We start from the raw sequence: 19,633 nt of genomic DNA, 5'->3' as shown, positions 1-19,633 counted from the left end.
ATGTTGATAGACAATCATAATAGAAAAATTAATTATTTGCGGTTGGCGGTTACCGATCGTTGCAATTTGCGTTGTAATTATTGTATGCCCGAAAATGGTATCGATTTTTCAAAAAGCGATACCCTTTTTACCATAGAGGAGCTCTCTAGGTTGAGCGGTATATTGGTTTCCGAAGGGATAGATAAAATCAGGATTACGGGAGGGGAACCTTTCGTGCGGAAGGATTTAATGGTATTGCTCCGCAATCTATCCAAGATGAAGGGATTGAAGGATATTTCGGTAACTACGAATGCAACCCTTATCGGCCCTTATATTGATGAACTCAAGACCTTGGGCATCAAAAACATCAACGTAAGTATGGATGCCATAAATCGCGAGACTTTTGAAAAGATCACGCGACGTGACCAATACGATATAGTACACGATAATATTTTGCGAATGATCACAGAAGGCTTCAATGTGCGCATCAACTTTATCGCCTTAAGTGGTCAGAACACCCAAGATATCCTGCCCATGCTAGAGTTGGCAAAACATTACAACGTATGTGTGCGATATCTGGAGGAAATGCCATTTAATGGGGGCTCCCGTCATTTTGAAGGGAATGCATGGGATTACAAACGTATTTTGTCGCACATTAAAGAGGCGTATCCCAACTATGTGGAACTTCCTTCGGAAGCGACATCCACTTCGATGAATTATAAAATTCCAGGTTTCAAGGGTAGCTTTGGTGTAATCCCATCTTTCAGTCGCACTTTTTGTGGCAGTTGCAACAGACTACGAATAACGGCCACTGGCGATGTGATTACCTGTCTTTATGCCCAACCTTGTATGAATATAAGGGAAATACTTAGAGGGGAATTATCGGAACAAAGAGTCAAGGAACAAATATTGAAGGCTATAGGCAGTAGGGCCAAAACAGGTTTTGAAGCACAAGAGCAGCAAAAAGGAAAGTATACGAATTCAATGACAACAATTGGGGGATAAATGAGCAAGGAGCTATCACATGTTGATGAAGCCGGTAATGCTTCAATGGTCGATGTATCTGAAAAAAACAGGTCGTTACGTACCGCAGTGGCCTCAGGGAAAGTCCTTTTTCCGAAGCAAGTATTCGAAACTCTAAAGCAACAGGAATTTTTAGGGGTGAAAGGCAGTATTATCCAAACCGCCATTATTGCGGGGATTATAGGAGTTAAAAAAACATCGGAACTGATTCCACTTTGCCATCAACTCAACCTCTCCAAGGTACATATCGATATTCAACCTATCGAAAACGCCTTGTATATCACGTGCTCGGTAAAATGTACAGAACGAACTGGGGTCGAAATGGAAGCCCTGACCGGAGTTTCTATTAGTGCGCTAACCATCTATGATATGTGTAAGGCCCTGTCTCATGATATTGTTATTTCATCCATTCAATTAGAAAAAAAATCAGGAGGCAAGAATGACTTCAACCGCTAAAATATACGGGTTGATACTCGCAGGGGGCAAGAGCATGCGTATGGGCACGGATAAAGGCCGAATTGCCTATCATGGCATTCCCCAACGCGAACATCTTTATCGATTATTGGAGGGGGTTTGTGATAAAACCTTTATGAGCATACGAAAAGAGCAGGTTGCCGAAATATCTTCGACTTTCAATACCATTGTTGATGAGGATATTTTCAAGGGCCCTTTTAATGGTATACTGTCCGCACATAAGAAATATCCCAATGTGGCTTGGTTGGTACTGGCTTGCGACTTACCCTTGATCGATGAAAAATCGCTTCGGGATTTGATAGCTGCCCGCAAAAGAAATGCATATGCCACGGCCTATTCCTTAAGGGAAAATTCATTGCCCGAACCCTTAGCTGCCATTTGGGAGCCAAAGGGGTTAAAAGCCGCTATATCATATATGGAAGCGGGAACCAATGGCTCCTGTCCACGAAAATTTCTGATTAATAATGACACCCATTTGGTCTATCCGACCGACCAACAGGTTTTGATGAATGCCAATTCAGAATTGGAATATTGGGAAGCCTTGACAAAATTGACATAAGTATGAATACGGAGCGCTATTCAAGACAGATTATGCTTGCCGAATTTGGGCTAGAAGGCCAGTCCAAATTGAGGGAATCCAAAGTCCTGGTCGTTGGCGCTGGTGGTCTTGGTGTTCCTGTTCTAACCTATTTAAATGCCATGGGGGTTGGTACTTTGGGTATTGTTGAGGCCGATGAGGTGTCGCAATCAAATCTTCACCGTCAGGTACTCTATTCGGCCGATGAGGTAGGACAATTAAAAGTTGCCATGGCCCTTAAAAAATTGAAGCGCCAAAATACGGATACTATTTTACGGCCTTATAATACATTCCTAACTCTGGAAAATGCTTTGGCGATCATTTCGGAATTTGACATTGTGGTCGATGCCACAGACAATTTTCCTACACGGTATTTGATCAATGATGCCTGTGTCATATTGAAGAAACCCTTTGTCTATGGGGCATTACACGGATTTGAAGGACAGGTAAGTGTCTTTAACTATAAGGGAGGCCCCACCTATCGGTGCCTCTTTCCTAAAATGCCCTCAGCGTTTGAAGTACCCAATTGCAATGAACATGGCGTTCTAGGTGTAATTCCCGGGATCGTCGGAAACTTTCAGGCTCTGGAGGTGGTAAAGGTGCTTACAGGATTGGGAGAGGTGCTTTCCGGTAAATTATTGTTGTTCAATGGTTTGAATCAATCTTTTCAAAAAATCAAGTTTGGTTTAATCCCTTCGAACTTAGCGATTGATGAGCTTCAAAAAGACTATGGTTTTGATTGCACAACGGACGAAAACTCAATTCAGGCAACCGAATTCCAAAATTTATTAAAGACCGAAGACCTTCAAGCCATAGATGTAAGAACTATTGGCGAATTTGAAGAATTCCATTTAAAGCATACCAAAAATCTACCTTTGGAAACCTTGGAAAGTTGGAAAGATTCACTCCATTTTGATCGTGCGGTATACCTACTTTGCGAAACAGGGATGCGAAGCCTTGAGGCACAAGCCAAATTACAAGCCTATAGGCCCAAAGCCACCTTGATAAATGTTGATGGTGGATTATATAATCTAAGAACGAATGTTGCTAAGTATTGAGAGTTTAGTCCTGTTGTGCCTTGGTTTTTTTGTAGTATCTACCTTATATTCCTCTGTCGGTTTTGGCGGTGGATCTAGCTATTTGGCCTTGTTGACCCTTGTCTTAGTCAGTTTTTTCACGATACGGTCTATCGCCTTGATCTGTAATCTGGTCGTGGTCTCTGGAAGCACCTTTCTTTATTTTAAACACGGACATGCCCGCTTAAAGGACATTCTACCCTTCGTGCTTACCAGTATTCCAATGGCTTTTATAGGTGCTTCCTTTCGATTGAAGGAAGAAGTGTTTTTCATTATTCTTGGTGCTGCATTGATCATCTCTTCCCTGTTTTTGATTTGGCAGACCTCAGGAATCAAATTAAGCGAACCTACCAAGGTGTATCCAACCTATATTAGCTACCTCATTGGGGGTGCCATAGGATTGTTATCCGGACTAGTGGGGATCGGAGGCGGCATTTTTTTGGCCCCTATTCTGAATCATATCAATTGGGACAAATCGGTGAAAATAGCAGCCCTAGCCAGTTTTTTTATCTTGGTGAATTCCCTATCGGGTTTGGGCGGATTGTTTGTCGCGGGTACCCTAGAACTTCCTTGGGTAGAAACCCTGGTTTTGGGGTTGACGGTATTGATTGGTGGACAATTGGGCGTTCGGCTTAGCCTAAAAAGACTCTCCGCCAAGGGAATCAAAAGAATCACCGCGGTTCTGGTGCTGATCGTTGGTGTGCGAGTACTCCTGGTCAATGGTTTAGGATTGTTTTAAAATACCTATACCTTAATCGGGCAAACCATACGTATCGACCACATAATCAAGATCCTTATCACCTCTACCGCTTAAATTCACTAAAATCGATTCACGTGGATTTTCCTGTGCCAATTTAATGGCATAAGCTACCGCATGGGCACTCTCAAGGGCAGGAATTATTCCTTCCATGCGACTTAGCTCGTAAAACGCATCGATGGTCTCCTTATCCGAAACCACTTCATAGGTTACTTTCTTTAAATCTTTAAGCATACTATGTTCCGGACCAACACCTGGATAATCCAAGCCACTTGCCACCGAATAGACCGGACTGGGTTCACCGTTCTCATCTTGCAAGGTATAGCATTTAAACCCGTGAATAACTCCCGGTTTGCCCAAGGTCATAGTTGCGGCATGCTCACCATGCTCCATTGAACGACCGCCGGGTTCCACTCCGTAAAGGCTGCATTCACTATCATCCAAAAAGGCGGAAAAAATACCCATGGCATTACTACCACCACCGACACAGGCAACAACATTGTCGGGCAATTCCCCTGTCATGTCAAAAAACTGTGCTTTAGCTTCTATCCCAACCACACGCTGAAAGTCTCGTACCATCATGGGGAAAGGGTGCGGACCCACGACAGAACCAATACAATAGATGGTGGTAATAGGGTCTTTCATATATGCTTCGAAGGCGGAGTCTACAGCTTCTTTCAAGGTTTTTAATCCATGTGAAACCGGAACAACATTTGCCCCTAGAATACGCATGCGCACAACATTGGGGTGTTCTTTGGCCATATCGACTTCCCCCATATGAATTTCACACTCCAGACCAAAATAGGCCGCGGCAGTCGCAAGGGCCACCCCATGCTGACCTGCTCCGGTCTCGGCGATCAGTTTCTTTTTGCCCAAGTGCTTGGCCAATAGGGCTTCTCCCATACAATGGTTTAATTTATGGGCGCCAGTGTGGTTCAAATCCTCCCTTTTAAGGTAAATCCGACCTCCATATTTTTCAGAAAGACGATTGCAATAATAAACAGGGGTAGGGCGACCTTGATAATGTTTGCGTATACTTCGCAGTTCCGAGATGAAACTATGCGATTTACTGATGGCATAGTAGGCATCGGTTATTTTTCGCATCTCCTCTTCGAGCATCGGGGGAATGAAGGCTCCACCGTATTCATTAAAAAATCCTTCTTTGTTAGGGTAGGTCTTAAAATAATTATCGGTCATATTATGGTCTCTAGAAATAGTTAGTCTTGATTGAAATAAGAAGGTTAAAAATACGGAATTTGAAGGTTAAAATGATTTTAAATAGGTTGCCATTTTAGTATCGTTCGAATTGTAAATACTGTTCTCGATGTAGATGGTCTACTAATGATTATCTTTGGGATGAGCTGTTAATTTTTTTGATTTGATTGTATGATAAACTATGATGAGGCCTATGCCAACGTATTGAGCCATACCTTGGACTTTGATCAAGAATCCGTTTCCTTAGGCCATTGTAATGGACGGATTTTGGCCGAGGATGTCTTGGCAGATAGGGATTTCCCCCCATTTGACCGCGCCACGAAGGATGGCATTGCCATTAGTTCCAAAGGGTTGGAAAAAGGTGTAAGGACTTTTAAGATCGAAGGTGTGGCCAGTGCCGGAATGCCCCAGCATACACTTCATGAACTCCATAATTGTATTGAGATAATGACAGGGGCCGTTGTGCCCAAAAATGCGGATACCGTTGTCATGTATGAACATTTGAACATCAAAGATGGTATGGCCACCTTGTTACAGGATGTGAAAAAGGCACAGGACATTCATTTTAAAGGTAGTGATGTGGTCTTAGGTACGGTTTTATTGCCTAAAAACACCATAATAGGCCCTGCCGAAATCGGTATTTTGGCCTCCGTGGGAAAGTCAGAAGTACGGGTAAAAAAAACACCCAAGGTCTGTGTGGTCTCCACGGGGAATGAATTGATTGCCGTGTCCGAAACGCCATTGCCCCATCAGATACGACGATCGAATGCCTTATCGTTATGCGCTGCCTTGCAAAAAGAAAAGATCGAGGCAACTTCAATTCATCTTAAGGATGAGAAAGCCACCATTAAAAAGGAGCTAAGCCAAATCTTAAAAACCTATGATGTGGTACTGTTAAGTGGGGGTGTATCTAAAGGAAAATTCGATTTTATACCCGAGGTCATGGATTCCCTTAAAGTAAAGAAAGTGTTTCATAGGGTTGCCCAAAAACCTGGAAAACCCTTTTGGTTCGGTATACAACCTACTTTGAAAACCATTGTATTTTCATTTCCCGGCAATCCGGTTTCCACATTTGCGAACTACCATGTCTATTTTATACCCTGGTTGTGCCGCTCTTTGGGGATTGAAATATCAAGGGAGGAAGTAGTCTTGGATGGATCTCTAGAGGTACATTTACCTTTGACCCGTTTTGTACAGGTAAAGACGGAAAACAAAAAAGGCGTGCTTTGGGCAAGACCCGTAAGGGAGAATGGTTCGGGCGATTTGACGAGTTTGGTCCATTCCGACGGATTTATTTGTTTACGCCCAAGGGAAAAAGCCTATGAAAAAGGGGAAGTGGTCCCATATATTCCAACTTAGGAGTTTTAGGGCTTCTTTTCGTTTTATTTTTAGATGGCTATTTTTCGATTGGGCAAGATTATTATGGTAATCAAATAAATCAGCACAATGGCAAAGGGGATGGCCACAAAGCGCAATTCTGGGAAAACATACCAAAGTAGTACTATTGTGATCGTTCTTGTGATACCATGGAACAATCCGACCCAGTGACTGATAATCCATGAGAATGGGATCCACATTAAACCGGTCAATATGCCGACAGACAAGGGTAAAGAGGAATAATCGATAATAAAAAATGGAATGGCTATGGCATAGACCATGGCCGCTTGGGCCACAGTAAACATAAACAGACTATCAAACGTATTTTTTGGTTTGGTCTTGTCCAAAAAATTTTCCCCGGTGAATTTGGAGATAAAAAGCCCTAAGTAAACAATACTTCCGGTGCCTATGAACAATACCCAAACCGCAGCGGTTATGGGCAAAAAGATTCCGGCTAACCCGATAATCGACCAAACGATCATTCCCGCCAACGGGGTCGCCAAGAATTTACTACCCATAAATTCCTTTCGTTGCTCCTCAAGGGTCCTTTCTAATTGCTCCATAGCTTTTATAGAGTATTTTTAAGCGTTATTCATAAACACAGGCTGAGGGGTCGTTTTTCATGTAATAAGACTTGTAATTCTGGGCTTTCTTATCGGTACAACCACATAAATCCAATACTTCGATATTCCTGAATTCAGTGTCATGGCTTTCACCTTGTATGGCGATATACCCTTCGGTCATAGGCGTACCATCCTTGAATTGCGTTTTATCCAATCCTTCTAAAAATCCTCCGATAACGGGTTTGGTAAAGGTAACTACGGTATCACCTTCCACAATTTGGTGCACGATGGAATCGCCAAGGACCACGGCCTCAATATTCACCCATTTATCGATAGGGTAGGTAGCTCCCTTGGTATCGGGTAAGCAATGATCTTCAACCAATTTTCCATCGATGTGTACATGGCAGCCTGGGGTACATAGATTGCCGGTTGGGCGTTCGCCCTCATCCTTGGCTGCCAATAATTGGAATTCCATCGACATGGGGAAATCCTGTTCCACGGACATGGTTTTTGGGTCTTGGCAATGCAGCATAAAACCATTGTTGGCAAAGGCCCATCCTGGTCCACCTTTGACCTGTTCCCCTACCATTCTGTATTGGGCCTTTAGGCGGTAGTACGAAAATTTGGTCTTATAAAAAAGATGGCCGAATTTACTTTCAAAGGAATCGTAAGCCGCATAGGAAACCCGAAGGTTGTTATCGGTGACCCTAAAGGTTTCCATCGGGTTTTCACCCAAGGTATACCCTTTTATCTTAGGGGTCCATCCTTCCAAATTTTTACCATTGAACAAAGATATCCACTCTTCTTTGTTGGTATTGGGCCCCAGTTTTGGGGTACAGCTTACCAAGAATAGAACAATACAACAGATGCCTAGAAATGCATTTTTAAGATTTTTCATCGAAGGGTATTTAATTGTCCTCAAAGATAAAATCTTTACTCGGGTTTAAAAATGTCTGGCCACCTAGAATTCAATTCGCTTTTATCGTTCCGTTTCGATATAGATCCAATGCCTTTTTTAGAAGTACGTAGATCTCAGCTATGGGGATATCGTGATGGGGGTCAACCCTGTATATTTTCATTCGGGCCCGCTTGCCGACTTCCAGTTTTGGGTGATCCAGGTATTTTCCTTCAACAAATAGAATATAGGGTTCCTTTGTTTTTTTATCCACCCAAAGGTAACAGCACATTTTTTTTCGGTAGCAAAAGCAAGGCATTCCGTATTTACGGGTTTCGGATAGGTTTTCGTCCTGGGAAAGGATCATATCGCGCAATGCCAATAAACAACTTTTGTTGGGTTCGTCTTTGGTTAAATAGAAATCATCATTTTTATCCATAGGTTATTGAACTTTGTACTTCATTTTGGGTAAAGTTGGGGTTTTGCGTTCCTGGATTACACTTTTTATGCTGCCTGACCGCACTGAACAACTAGGTTCGGGTAGGTTTTTGGATAAAAGGTGCTGCCATATTCTCCTTAATCGTTTAATCATTCTATTGTTATTAACGCCTTCACCCAGCTGGCTCCTTAAAATCCAAGGGTCTTTCAGGACTCTGCTTAACGCTCGGCTTTCCAAAGAATTTTTTATGGTTGGATGTTTCGTTTTATTTATCTAGAATATATAAACGCCTTTATTAATTTCATCTAGAAGCCTTTTATCCATGGGAACATAGGTATTGCTTTTTGGTAACATCACATAGAGTCGCCCATCGCAATTGAAACCTTCTTTTTTTAAGTCGAACTTTTTGATTTTATGGGTATGTGTAAAATTGATTTCATCCTTTATCCTAATAAAAATAGGCACTGCATATTTAGGTAGTTCTTTATGAAGATGTTCCGCAACAACTTCGATATCACAACTTTCGTCGGTACGCATCACAATAGTAGCCATTCCTGCCCGTCCGTCATTATTTGGAATTTGCACACCATATACGGCACAGATCTCTACACATTTTAAATCGCCAATAATCCCTTCGACCTCTGCGGTGGCCACATTTTCTCCTTTCCATCGAAAGGTATCCCCAATTCTGTCGATAAACCGTGCATGCCTATAACCAATGTCTTGCAACAGATCACCACTATTGAACCATTGGTCTCCGGATTTAAAAACATTGCTAAGAATTTTAACGGCATTCCCTTCTTTATTCACGTATCCATCAAAAATGGCCTTATTGCTAATTTCAGAAATCAATAACCCAGTTTCCCCTTTTTTTACCGGGATAAGAAAACCATTGGGATCTTTGATGGGCGCATCGTTTTCAACATCATATTTTACTATTTTGAAATTTTGGGGAGACCATCCTATGGTACAATCAAAATTTAGTGTATTGGTAAAACCGACATTACCGTCAGCAGCGCCATAAAACTCATAAATATTTTTAATTTGGAAACGTTTCTTGAATTGATGCCAGATATCGGGCCGCAACCCATTTCCCATTATTTTTTTAACGTTGTGGTTGTTATCCAATACCGATTCAGGAGCATTTAACAGATATCGGCATAATTCCCCAATGTAAATGAATGCCGTTACGTTGTATTTTTGTACATCTTCCCAGAAATGGGTAACCGAAAATTTTCTCCGCATAACCATCGTACAAGGGGCTGCAAGCGCTGTAGGCCATCCGACAATGAGGGCATTGGTATGGTAGAAGGGAAGTGGTACATACATCACATCATTTGGTTTGAGGTTCATGTTGACTTTACCAAACCAGTAATAGGTCGCTAACCATTTTCTATGCGTTTGTCGCGATGCTTTGGGTAAACCTGTGGTACCTGAAGTGAAAACGTTGGCATAGGCTTGATTTGCCCTTATTTGCTTGGTTGTAGCCGGATTGTTTATATCAGCTTTTTCCAACTCCTTTTTTAACTCGATATAATGCGTCGGGCAATCGGTTATGTTTTGATCACTGATCCAATAGTACTTATGATCGGTGTTTCCAGAAAGTGACGTTTTGACTTCTTCAAAAAAAGGAATCAATTCTTCTCCTATAAAAAAGTGATTGGATCTATCCAGTTCCAAAGAATGCATCAATACCTTCCCTTTCTGGTTGGGATTGATAAGGGAAATGACCGCCCCGATTTTTGCACAAGCGGCTATTAAAAAAAGAAGTTCCGGTCTATTTTCTAAAAAAGCGGTAATCGTTTCCCCATTTTTAACACCTTCTCGAAGAAGGTAATTCGCATACCTATTCACCATTTGGTTGAATTCGGAATAGGAATACCTTTGGTCTTCATATTTTAGGGCAATGTTACTTCCATGATGCTTTGCGTTCTCCTCGAGAATTTTTCCGATGGATAGTTGACTATCCGAAGCTATTGTTTTAACCTTCTTGATATACTTTATCATCCTAGGAAACTGTGGAATAAGGGCGATGATCTTTCCTATGAGAATAACCGGATTCAATCTACGGTTCTGAAATGTTTTGGCCATTTAAATGATGTTATTCATTACAACACGCTGGGTTTTTATTAATGGAATCTTCAATAATTTATTAAATAAAAAACTATACTAGGGCTTTTTATAGGGGTCGTTGTCATAACCAGTTCTTACCTTTTCTCACAAAGTCACTTTCGGCAATTTCGTTTAGTAAGTCATAGCCCCAAAATCCAGCCATATTATATTTTTTCTTATCCAATTTTTTATAATCCCCGACTATTTTGTAGCCTCTCATTAAATTCCATTCTGGATTATTTGCTCCATATGAACCAATCAAAATTTGAGGTTCAATATTGGCTTTTGAGAAATCAATATGTCCCATAATACCAATTGAGTTTTCACTTATTGTTTTAATATGCGCATGCCCTTGTTTCAAAATTTTAGAGTTTGTTAAATCCTCCAGCTTAGGAATCTTATTTCCATTCCAGTTTAAAAGTCCAATAACGATTTCCCGGGTCAATTTTAAATCCGAAGGAGGAACATCAATAACAACTCCAACAGCGTAAGATTTATTAATTAGCTTCGTAACCCAATAATCGCCAGAGTTTAATTTCTTATTAGATTTTGGAACGAATGGATAGGTCATTTTAATTGTCCATTTCGGTATCGTATAAACGCAGTAGCGGACTACAATGACCTGATTTTCGGATTAAAAGATACGTTTTTTTAACAAAATAGCGGTTCGAGTGCCAACTCGAACCGCTATTGCGTTTATAGGTGGTTGGCAACTTGTTTTTACTCTATTGTTGGTGGTGTTAAAGTATAACCCCAGGCTTGTAGATAACTTAATTGATCCATATAAGCTTCTTCTGAAATTGCTTTCCCTTCGTCATTATAGGTTAAAATAGTAAAGCCATGTGTTACACTTGGTTTACCTGTTGCAGGTTGGTCCCCGAACATCCCTGTATTGGTGCCTTTAGCGGTCCATTTACTAAATGTTTTATTGCCTTTTACATCCATTAACTCATAGGTGAATTTCATATCAGGAATGGCAGTTCTAAAAGTTTTCATCAGTCCGATGTATTCCTCTCGGTTTTTCGAGCTTTCCTCTCCATTTTGCTTTCTGATAAAATCCGGAGTCAAGTTTGCTTCCATGATGGCTGCATCGCCAGTATTCCATGCAGCGAATAGAGCGTCATTAGTTGCGCTTATTTTTTCTTCAAATGCTTTTTGTTTTGTTTCGGCTTGATTTTCAACCTCTTTTTTTTGTTGATTACAAGACACAAATAATACTATTGCTAATACTGAAAATGTGATTTTGGATAGTGTTTTCATAGTTTTGATTGGTTTTAATTAGTTAAACAAAATTTATTTGGTCCGAACCTGTTGCCAACGCCCCACTAAACACGACATCTGCGATGGCCGTGGTCGAGCTGGTACGATGGCTTGATTTTTAAGGAAATATAGCAAATTTTCTTAATAATCGGTTAAAAATCTGACAGTGCTATGGGTTTTGGTTTTGACAGATGTTTTGGGTATTGGTTTCGATCGATAGTTTGACAAGAAGTCAGCTTCATTTGAAGGAGTTCTAACGGTATTTTGCAGGGAAAGTTGCATGTAAAAGACGCAAACTTTTCGGATAATACACAAGCCGAATTTCCAGAAATGCACAAGCCTTTGTGTTAGCAATGACTTGCGCTATTTTTTATATACATTGTGGGGCATAGCGCTTTTTCCGTCCGTAATTTTCAATTGTCTATGACGAAAACTGGTGATTGTTGGTATTTGTAAATCGTATCAGTCAATACTTTTAGTTCTTTGGTTTTCCAATTCATTAGTCCAATTTGGTATTTTGTCTCCAAAGTGTCCGACAAATCCATTACAAGAAATTTCCCATTAGGCGACCAATTATGATAGACTTCACTCTGTGCATTGTCCGTCAGTTTCCAGTGTTTTTTTCCATCAGGTGTGATTGCATATAAACTATATTTTCCGTTTTGGAAACTCGTATAGCTGATAAAGTTTTCAGTCGGGTGCCATTGTGGTGGTCCAGCTTTGTACGCGTACCATTGGGCAGTTGTGTCGGATTTGGGATAGTTGGTAAGTTTCGTCAAGTCTGTACCATCATCATTTATCGTGTAAATTTCGTCAGCAAAGCCGTCTTCACGTTTCGATTTTTTGTGGGCACCACGAAAGGCGATTTTCTTTCCATCTGGAGAAAAGGTTGGGTCAACTGCATAAGGCAAGCCTGTATTTACTTTTTTAAGCATTTTGCCATTCAAGTCGATAATATAGAATACTGAATCAACACTTTGGTGCGGTGTTACAATAATTTCAGTTCCGTTTTTCCGAAAACCCATCCAACTATCACGTAATCTAAAGTCGGTTATTTTTCGGTCGTTTTTACCGTCTATGTCCATTTGATAAAGAAATTCACATCTTTTGCACGTGTCCTTATCACTTATGTAAGTAATTTTATTTCCAACACTTGAGTAGGTCCAAGCAACATCTGGGTTGTTCGAGACATTGGTGGTTTTGCCATTTTCGGGATTTACGGTAAAAATATCGTAATTGTCGTTTTCACCATCTACAAGTACATTGTAGGCAATGATATATTTTTGCTTTGCTGATGTTTCATTTTTCTTTTCTTCGCAGGAAAGGAAAAGAAAGACCAAGAAAAATGTTGCTAATATCGATTTCATTAGTTAACTCGGATTTTAGATGTTTCAAGCAAGTCGAAAACTTGTTTGGTTAGGTCTGATATTTCATGGATGATTACCATATGTGAAATTCTTGGCATTGGTCCGGTCAATTTTGATTTTTGTACGAGTTGGTCAAAAGGTCTATCTCCCAAATCCATTCCTAAACGCAATTCTCCTTTTTTAATATTGATAGCTGCAAATTCCCTTTTTTTTGTTACGGAAACGTATGTTTTCTTGGTAACGAAATCTGCGGAATTGTCCCATTTTAGAATTGCATTTTGCAATTCCTCAAAAAGCGGACGCATTTCCTGATATTTCTCAAATTGATTGTCCAAAAGATTTTGTTCGCTGGAATAAACGGGTTTTCCGTCATTTGCATAAATACCCATTAAAAGATTGGCGTTCATATGCCCAAAATTGTGTTCGGTTTTCAACCATTTTATGATGTCATTTCGTTTCTCGATGCCACTTTTGGTAATGTTGGACAACCAAGATTTAAGGTCTTTTCCCGTTTCAGTTTTTAGTCCATTGATGAACTCTTGTTCTATTTCTTTAGATGTCTTTGCCATACCATTTTAATTTTAAAGTGATTTTTTCCAAGTGTATGTTCTTTTTAGTGTCCAACCACCAGATTCATTAATTGAATAAGATGAACCTATTTCGGTGGTATCATTTGGATAGATCATATTGTGACCTTCCAAACGACTCGTTCCTTCTGGGTCCGTAAATGTTTGGGTTAAGACCGTTTCGTTATTGTTTTTATATTCAATAGTGCCGATTCCCAAACTTCCATTGTAACCAATCTGCATCAAAACGACTTTATTCTTTGAAGTGTCAAAATATTTATGGAACGTCCAAAATGTACCAATCTCTACATTGTCATTTATTCCATAAAGTCTGCCGTATAGACTATTTTTAAGAGGACTTAAAGTCCATTCTATAGCATAACTTTCGATACCGTCCTCGCTGTATTTTGAATTGTCGGCAATCCAAGTACCTTCTTGAGCTTTTATCTCCGTAATAAACCACTCGGGAATAGTTTCTTGACCTTTAGCGGTCAGTATTGATCCGAAAATCATAAAAATGATGAATTTATATTTCATAATTACTTTATTATCTCCAAATACCTAAAACAAAACCGATTACAGAAAAATAGACAATGATATAACCGCCATTTATCAATATGTATTTCCAACTTTTTTGCTCAAATAATGCAATGGACGTAAAAATTGCAGCTGCCCAACCGAAGCCTGCAAGAAAACCTGCTGTTAATCCCCATTGCCAATCGGTATTTGCATCTCCCAAGAAGAAAGCAAGGTTGTACGACATAAGAAAAGCTATTAAAAAGCTAATGCCATAAATTTTTGCAGGATTTGATTTTTTGAGTTGTTCGTCTGTCAAATTGTTTTCTCTTTTCCAAGCGCTATAAAAGAGTGCAGGGGAATACCAAATTGCTCCCAAAACCATATTAAAAATAGCACATACCAAAACTGCCCAATGGTTGATTATCATATTTTCCATAATTGAATGTTTTATTTAAGGCAAAGGTCCTTAAAAGTATGAACAACTGATAGGAAAAAATTTACCTCGACTTACTTTATTGGAACGTAGTTCAAGGATTCGCCTTTTTGGTTTAGGTATTCCGTTGGGGTGAAACCTGAAAAAACTTTAAAATCCGCTATGAAATGGGATTGGTCATAAAACCCACAATCATAGGCGATTGCAGACCAATCAACGAAACGTTGTTGCTCTATTTGTTGAATTGCCTTTTGAAAACGGATGATTTTTAAAAATGTCTTTGGGGTAACGCCCACGTTTTCCTTGAATATTTTGCAAACGTGTTTATGTGAGTAACCAACATTTTTGGAAATTTCCTTGATGCTGATTTGGTTAGGGCAGGATAGGATTTTAGAAATTGCAAAATCGACAAATGGGTTTTCCCGTAACTGGTTTAAGTAACATTGCAATAGGTTTTCTTCAAGTATTTGAAATTTTTTTCATTTGTTTTTGATTCTAAAAGTCGCTCACGGATGTTCAGTATTTCCGATTTTAAAACCAACTCCGCATCAACTACATAATTTGTCAGATTTTGCATTGGTTCGCTCAAAAAGGGAAAAGCCTTTCCCTTTTTAAACTGAACAATCAACATTTCGCTTTCCTTACCTGATGGAATGGTTATGGGTTCTGTCCGAAAGCCCGAAAACCAAACATTTTGGCAAGATTGTATTTCTTTTAAAGTTTCGTTATCATAAATATACTTTGGGTAGTCGGTCAGGTCAAAGATCAGTTGAACTTCCCCGTCTGGTAAAAAGCGGTCAACGGAATGTTCGGGATTAAATCCTGTATAATAGAAGAAATGGTCAATAAATTGATTTAGCGGATAGTTCGGTATGTGGATTTTTGTAATCAATTTTCAGTTTATTTCTGTGTTTCTTCACATTACGCCCAACAGTCTAGTAATGAAGCGTAGCATCCCACAGGGTGCTATGATTTCATATACAGTGTTGTAGCCTGTTTATTCTGATTTATCATACGCTTCTTTAATCCAATCCTTCAGTTCAGGGTCAATGTCACTCACATGTGATAATTGGACTCTGTGAGTACACATGGTGCCAAAAGGACCAGAGTTTCCTAACCTTTCGGTAGTTGGTTTATTTTTGAGTTTCAATCCCAAATCAATCCTTGTTTTGGTTGCAGGCTTGATTAATACAAATTGTCTTTTTCTAATTATACTTACACTGCCTTTTTTGGGCGTAATTGTCACATCTTTTCCCAAAGTTTTCACATAAGATATCAATTCTTTGTAAATAGGAAATAGTGCTTCTTTGCCGTTATATTGCGCTGTTACCAACTCATCTTCAGATGAAGTTTTTTCTTTAGATAGCGTAACAATCGTATTTGCATAACCATGTGTAACCTTATGTTCACTCTTCAAGTACTTGACAGCATCCGAATGTTTTGAAAAGGTCTTATCTTTTAATATTTCAATCCATTCTTCTAAGGACTTTCCTGTTTTTTCAGGCATATTGTCAATCATTGTTTTCAGTGCCTTATCCATATGTTCATTTATTCAATAATAAACCTATTTCGCTTTTTGATCATCTTGCCAAACCCCATGAATGTTCCCATCCGGATCTTTAAAAAAAGCAAGCCACCCTGAGGTAGGTATCGCCATCTTTGGAACTACTATCTGTCCCTTGTGTTTTTCAATATTTTTTAAAGCTTCATCCATATTTTCCACAGATATAGAATTTGTTATTGGTTGGTCTGGTTTTCTTTTTTTCATTATCGCACCATTTATGCCAGGGTCTTCATTGCCTGTAATAGCGAACCAGTAATCTTCATTCCCAAATTTTTGAAATTTCCAACTGAAGACTTGTTCGAAAAACTTCATAGTTTTCTCAGGATTTTCACATGGTATTTCAAAATGAGTAACTCTTTTTTCTTTCATGTTTTACTTAGGTTTATAGTTATCTAATTTTTTTATTGGCAACAACGGGCTTGGCTATGATTTCGGCGAGCTTGCCTGCCTTTGGCAGGCCCTACCCGGTAGGCCATTTAAGCCATTTCTAATTTTTATTAAATGTAGGAAATTTCAAGATAGTTCTAAAGTAGCGCTGAATTATAGCCATCCTAAGTTTGAGGTTTTTAATTTTAAACGGTATTTTCGGTATTTTTAATTCAACCTTTTTAACCATTCTACATAAGGTTTTTAATAAACGCTAGACTCAATAGTATTTATTGTTATCGCCTTTTAATAAATCTTTTCTCTTAATGTAGAAGATCATCATCATCAGAACCGACAAGTATAGAATAAACAACCAGAATGTATTCATACTTCCAGTAAATTCCGGCAAAATTAGTAGATAATTAAAGGCGGCATTAGCACTAATATGAGCGAGTATGGATGTCAGCACACTTTTGGTATAGTAATAAATCCAACTTATAAAAAGTGTTCCTAAAATCACCCATAATAGAAACACTATAAAATTCATTTGCAAAGGGATCCCTGTCCCAATCAGATATGCTGGAAAATGCCAGAATCCCCAAATCAAACCAAGTATTATACTTGAATATAACAGATTAAATGTATCCAACAATCTGGGAAGTAAAAACCCTCTCCAACCATATTCTTCACCTATTGCAATTAATACAATAATAATAATCTGTGGCAGCAATTGAGTAGTTCTCAAATCAAATCTGGAAATATCGAAATCCAAGGAAGTAAGCACGGCTAAAGATGCTAGAACAGGAATTCCAATCAGTGAAATAAGAAGCCATTTTAAGCCTGTTTTCTTCACCGTCTGTTTAACGAACAACTCATAGAGACCTTTCTTCCCTTTTGTGATGGCAGTAATAATCAGTGCAATTGTTGATGGTACGAAAACAGTTAATATTGAGACATTTGGATCATCTAATTTATAAGAACTAAAACATATTACTGAACTCAAGGCTATTACAACTACCGAGAATAGAATGATTTCTCTTTTTCCTTTTGAATTCAAAATTTTCATAATTGACCTTAATTTATTTTGCGGGAAGCATTTGGCATCAGTAATCTTCCAAATTTTTTAATTCATTTAGTTATATGCCTATAAATGAAGACTTTTCAAAAACATAAATGTTACATCTGGATGGAAATTACACACAATGTCTCGGCTCGTATTTTGCGGACACCGTCTGCCATCGCAGCGGGCGAGTTGACGCACTGGCCGGTTTCCGCCTGCCACAGGCAGGTGTTTCAGCAACTAAATTAGCAAATACAAACCGAACCTGCCTGCCGGCAAGCAGGTATAAAATCCGCAAGGACTAAGGCTTTTCATAGGATACAATGTTGGCAAACGTTTTTTATTTGTTTTACGACCATGAACAGTTCAACTTCTAATTTGATGTGACTTCAAATAGTTTAAACATTTTTCTCTCTATGGCATTTGGGACTTCAGAGATTAAAACATACTGACCTCTTGTTAGCGTAACATTGAAATATCCTTTTTTATCTCCAAACAAATCCTCTACGCCTCCTAGAAATGTCAAGCCTTTTGGCACTGGTGTCTTGAAAGCTGAATAGTCAGAAAGATTAACCCAGCTATTTAAAGAGTCTAGTTGTGCTTCATTCTCTAATTTCACTAAATTAATGTCATGACCTAGCATATGTTCATATATTTTCTGGTCTTTAAAATCAACAGAAAATGTATAGTCTCCTTCAACCAAACTGTCTTTAAAGGCAATTCCATTGGCACTAGAAATAGATATTTCTTCATCGGCAGTTGGTTCTTTGTTTCCATTGCTAGTAGCAGAAACTTTAAACTCTTTAAGCATTCCATAAAAAACATGAGGCATTCCGTTTGGCATTCTTACATAACATTCCATAATATAAGTTCCAGGTTCCAAAAACAAGGTAGTTTCTGATTCCCTATTTGGTGAGGTTAGTGCGACACCTCCGCATATTTCCATTTTAGAGGACCAAGCTGGAAGATCTTCAAACTGTTTATTTCCAGTTTCAATTTCTCCATCTATAAAGTATTCGTAAGCTCTCTTGAAAGGCGCCAGGAATTCTTTTTGGTACCTTTCAATTCCAACACTATCAGGTAACTTTTCTAGAATAAAAAAGTGTGTTTCACTAGATTTATTTGAGTATTTGAAAGTTGTCCAGCCAGAATTAATTTCATTGTCCATTTCAAAATTCATTCCTGATGAAACAACCTCCACATAATTTTTTGATTCTAAATTAGAAGACTTATTATTCTCTTTTTTTGTGTTTTTACAAGCACTTAAAAAAATAAGTAGGAATAAAGGAACCAATATTGAAATATTGTAGTGATTATCTTTCATAAGCTATTTTGAAGTTGAATTAAAGTTATTTGTGCTCTTTTGAAATGGGTGCCAACGGTCTCGCGTATGAGCAGCAGCGGATTTTATGGCGCCAAATCGCCACCTGCTGCCGACCTACGAATTTCAAATTTATAATTCAAATTTGCACTAAACACGCTATGGCTCATACACAATGTTGTGCGTCCGCCTATTCTTGAAATGATAATTTTTTACTATATCACTTTTCAATTATACATTTCCATAATCCATCAGGTTGTTTCCTCCAGACAATGAGATAGGGTTGTGTAGTTGAAATTAGTTCTCCTGTACTACTTGTTCTTTGCACTGTACCAATTCCAAAGGTATATCCCATGTCTGCTTTTTCTGACACTTCTGCACCTTGAACTTCCCAACTAATTCTAAAGTTGGGGTCTTGCCTTACCTGGGTTGTAAATTTTTTATATTGGTCGATCCCTTTAAGGGTCATGTCTGAGGACATCAACATAATCGCCTCATCTTCCCAGAAGGACCATAATTTTTCCATGTCATTGGTTTCTGCAGCAAGAGACCAAGCCTTGTCCGCATTCATGAGTCCTTCTTTTTCTATTTGGGTGTCAATTGACTGCCCTTTTGCTAAAAGGTTAATGAAAAGAAGAAACAGCAGAAGCAATATTTGTTTTTTCATGATGTAGTTATTAATTATTTCTA

The 19,633-nt window shown here is 38.9% G+C and carries 24 protein-coding genes; 6 read left to right on the top strand and 18 right to left on the bottom strand.

Annotated elements, in window-relative coordinates:
* The 5 genes from moaA to HPE63_RS04700 are packed head-to-tail and all read left to right on the top strand — an operon-like array spanning nucleotide 1 to nucleotide 3,868.
* Nucleotides 1-984 carry a GTP 3',8-cyclase MoaA gene (gene moaA / locus HPE63_RS04720; RefSeq protein ID WP_188313062.1) on the top strand — a complete coding sequence of 328 codons (984 nt, stop codon included), beginning with the start codon at nucleotides 1-3 and terminating at the stop codon, nucleotides 982-984.
* On the top strand, nucleotides 985-1,458 hold the full coding sequence (moaC, locus tag HPE63_RS04715; protein ID WP_188313061.1) for a cyclic pyranopterin monophosphate synthase MoaC: 474 nt from the start codon (nucleotides 985-987) through the stop codon (nucleotides 1,456-1,458).
* Nucleotides 1,442-2,035 (top strand): NTP transferase domain-containing protein, encoded by a 594-nt coding sequence (locus HPE63_RS04710; RefSeq protein ID WP_188313060.1) that lies wholly within the window; start codon nucleotides 1,442-1,444, stop codon nucleotides 2,033-2,035. The genes moaC and HPE63_RS04710 overlap by 17 nt, the downstream gene beginning before the upstream one ends.
* Nucleotides 2,036-2,037: 2 nt before the next feature.
* A complete protein-coding gene (locus HPE63_RS04705) occupies nucleotides 2,038-3,111 on the top strand; it encodes a HesA/MoeB/ThiF family protein (RefSeq protein ID WP_188313059.1) in 1,074 nt (357 codons plus the stop codon).
* On the top strand, nucleotides 3,095-3,868 hold the full coding sequence (locus HPE63_RS04700) for a sulfite exporter TauE/SafE family protein (protein WP_188313058.1): 774 nt from the start codon (nucleotides 3,095-3,097) through the stop codon (nucleotides 3,866-3,868). The genes HPE63_RS04705 and HPE63_RS04700 overlap by 17 nt, the downstream gene beginning before the upstream one ends.
* A 12-nt stretch (nucleotides 3,869-3,880) precedes the next feature.
* On the opposite strand, the gene trpB is transcribed toward HPE63_RS04700, so the two are convergent.
* Complete coding sequence (trpB, locus tag HPE63_RS04695) at nucleotides 3,881-5,083, bottom strand: tryptophan synthase subunit beta (protein WP_188313057.1); 1,203 nt, start codon at nucleotides 5,081-5,083, stop codon at nucleotides 3,881-3,883.
* A 189-nt stretch (nucleotides 5,084-5,272) separates the two neighbouring features.
* Between trpB and HPE63_RS04690 the strand changes: the two genes are divergently transcribed.
* On the top strand, nucleotides 5,273-6,460 hold the full coding sequence (locus tag HPE63_RS04690) for a molybdopterin molybdotransferase MoeA (protein ID WP_188313056.1): 1,188 nt from the start codon (nucleotides 5,273-5,275) through the stop codon (nucleotides 6,458-6,460).
* 29 nt (nucleotides 6,461-6,489) lie between these two features.
* Here the strand turns inward: HPE63_RS04690 and HPE63_RS04685 are convergent, their stop codons facing one another.
* From HPE63_RS04685 to HPE63_RS04605, 17 genes are all read right to left on the bottom strand, one after another.
* Nucleotides 6,490-7,041, bottom strand: coding sequence for a DUF7010 family protein (locus tag HPE63_RS04685; protein ID WP_188313055.1), 552 nt, complete (start codon nucleotides 7,039-7,041; stop codon nucleotides 6,490-6,492).
* Between the two features lie 25 nt (nucleotides 7,042-7,066).
* A complete protein-coding gene (locus HPE63_RS04680) occupies nucleotides 7,067-7,939 on the bottom strand; it encodes a 3-keto-disaccharide hydrolase (RefSeq protein ID WP_188313054.1) in 873 nt (290 codons plus the stop codon).
* A gap of 70 nt (nucleotides 7,940-8,009) precedes the next feature.
* Nucleotides 8,010-8,375, bottom strand: coding sequence for a DUF1801 domain-containing protein (locus HPE63_RS04675; protein ID WP_188313053.1), 366 nt, complete (start codon nucleotides 8,373-8,375; stop codon nucleotides 8,010-8,012).
* A 273-nt stretch (nucleotides 8,376-8,648) separates the two neighbouring features.
* Nucleotides 8,649-10,466 (bottom strand): long-chain-acyl-CoA synthetase, encoded by a 1,818-nt coding sequence (locus HPE63_RS04670; RefSeq protein WP_188313052.1) that lies wholly within the window; start codon nucleotides 10,464-10,466, stop codon nucleotides 8,649-8,651.
* Between the two features lie 103 nt (nucleotides 10,467-10,569).
* A complete protein-coding gene (locus tag HPE63_RS04665) occupies nucleotides 10,570-11,058 on the bottom strand; it encodes a hypothetical protein (protein WP_188313051.1) in 489 nt (162 codons plus the stop codon).
* Nucleotides 11,059-11,207: 149 nt separating this feature from the next.
* Nucleotides 11,208-11,747, bottom strand: coding sequence for an ester cyclase (locus HPE63_RS04660; RefSeq protein ID WP_188313050.1), 540 nt, complete (start codon nucleotides 11,745-11,747; stop codon nucleotides 11,208-11,210).
* A gap of 413 nt (nucleotides 11,748-12,160) precedes the next feature.
* Entirely contained in the window at nucleotides 12,161-13,114 is a 954-nt protein-coding gene (locus tag HPE63_RS04655; protein WP_188313049.1) for a TolB-like translocation protein, read from the bottom strand.
* Complete coding sequence (locus tag HPE63_RS04650; RefSeq protein WP_188313048.1) at nucleotides 13,114-13,683, bottom strand: DUF5655 domain-containing protein; 570 nt, start codon at nucleotides 13,681-13,683, stop codon at nucleotides 13,114-13,116. Before HPE63_RS04650 ends, HPE63_RS04655 begins: the two co-directional genes overlap by 1 nt.
* 12 nt (nucleotides 13,684-13,695) lie before the next feature.
* Nucleotides 13,696-14,217, bottom strand: a complete 522-nt coding sequence (locus HPE63_RS04645) for a hypothetical protein (RefSeq protein ID WP_188313047.1) — start codon at nucleotides 14,215-14,217, stop codon at nucleotides 13,696-13,698.
* Nucleotides 14,218-14,227: 10 nt separating this feature from the next.
* Nucleotides 14,228-14,635 (bottom strand): DUF1761 domain-containing protein, encoded by a 408-nt coding sequence (locus HPE63_RS04640; RefSeq protein WP_188313046.1) that lies wholly within the window; start codon nucleotides 14,633-14,635, stop codon nucleotides 14,228-14,230.
* Nucleotides 14,636-14,706: 71 nt separating this feature from the next.
* Nucleotides 14,707-15,081 (bottom strand): helix-turn-helix domain-containing protein, encoded by a 375-nt coding sequence (locus HPE63_RS04635; RefSeq protein WP_188313045.1) that lies wholly within the window; start codon nucleotides 15,079-15,081, stop codon nucleotides 14,707-14,709.
* The gene (locus HPE63_RS04630; RefSeq protein WP_188313044.1) at nucleotides 15,066-15,524 is read right to left on the bottom strand and encodes a DUF6597 domain-containing transcriptional factor; all 459 of its coding nucleotides are present in this window, start codon (nucleotides 15,522-15,524) and stop codon (nucleotides 15,066-15,068) included. The genes HPE63_RS04635 and HPE63_RS04630 overlap by 16 nt, the downstream gene beginning before the upstream one ends.
* A 105-nt stretch (nucleotides 15,525-15,629) precedes the next feature.
* Nucleotides 15,630-16,172: a DUF4287 domain-containing protein gene (locus HPE63_RS04625; protein WP_188313043.1), complete on the bottom strand. Its 543-nt coding sequence runs from the start codon at nucleotides 16,170-16,172 to the stop codon at nucleotides 15,630-15,632.
* Between the two features lie 24 nt (nucleotides 16,173-16,196).
* On the bottom strand, nucleotides 16,197-16,565 hold the full coding sequence (locus tag HPE63_RS04620) for a VOC family protein (protein WP_188313042.1): 369 nt from the start codon (nucleotides 16,563-16,565) through the stop codon (nucleotides 16,197-16,199).
* A gap of 277 nt (nucleotides 16,566-16,842) precedes the next feature.
* The gene (locus tag HPE63_RS04615) at nucleotides 16,843-17,628 is read right to left on the bottom strand and encodes a CPBP family intramembrane glutamic endopeptidase (protein WP_188313041.1); all 786 of its coding nucleotides are present in this window, start codon (nucleotides 17,626-17,628) and stop codon (nucleotides 16,843-16,845) included.
* Between the two features lie 367 nt (nucleotides 17,629-17,995).
* On the bottom strand, nucleotides 17,996-18,946 hold the full coding sequence (locus tag HPE63_RS04610) for a hypothetical protein (protein ID WP_188313040.1): 951 nt from the start codon (nucleotides 18,944-18,946) through the stop codon (nucleotides 17,996-17,998).
* A gap of 217 nt (nucleotides 18,947-19,163) precedes the next feature.
* Nucleotides 19,164-19,610, bottom strand: coding sequence for a YybH family protein (locus tag HPE63_RS04605; protein ID WP_188313039.1), 447 nt, complete (start codon nucleotides 19,608-19,610; stop codon nucleotides 19,164-19,166).
* Nucleotides 19,611-19,633: the final 23 nt, after the last annotated feature.

This window comes from Maribacter arenosus (assembly GCF_014610845.1).
Lineage (GTDB): Bacteria > Bacteroidota > Bacteroidia > Flavobacteriales > Flavobacteriaceae > Maribacter_A > Maribacter_A arenosus.
Note: the sequence above shows the minus strand (reverse complement) of the source record. Positions and strands in the feature narration are given on the sequence as shown.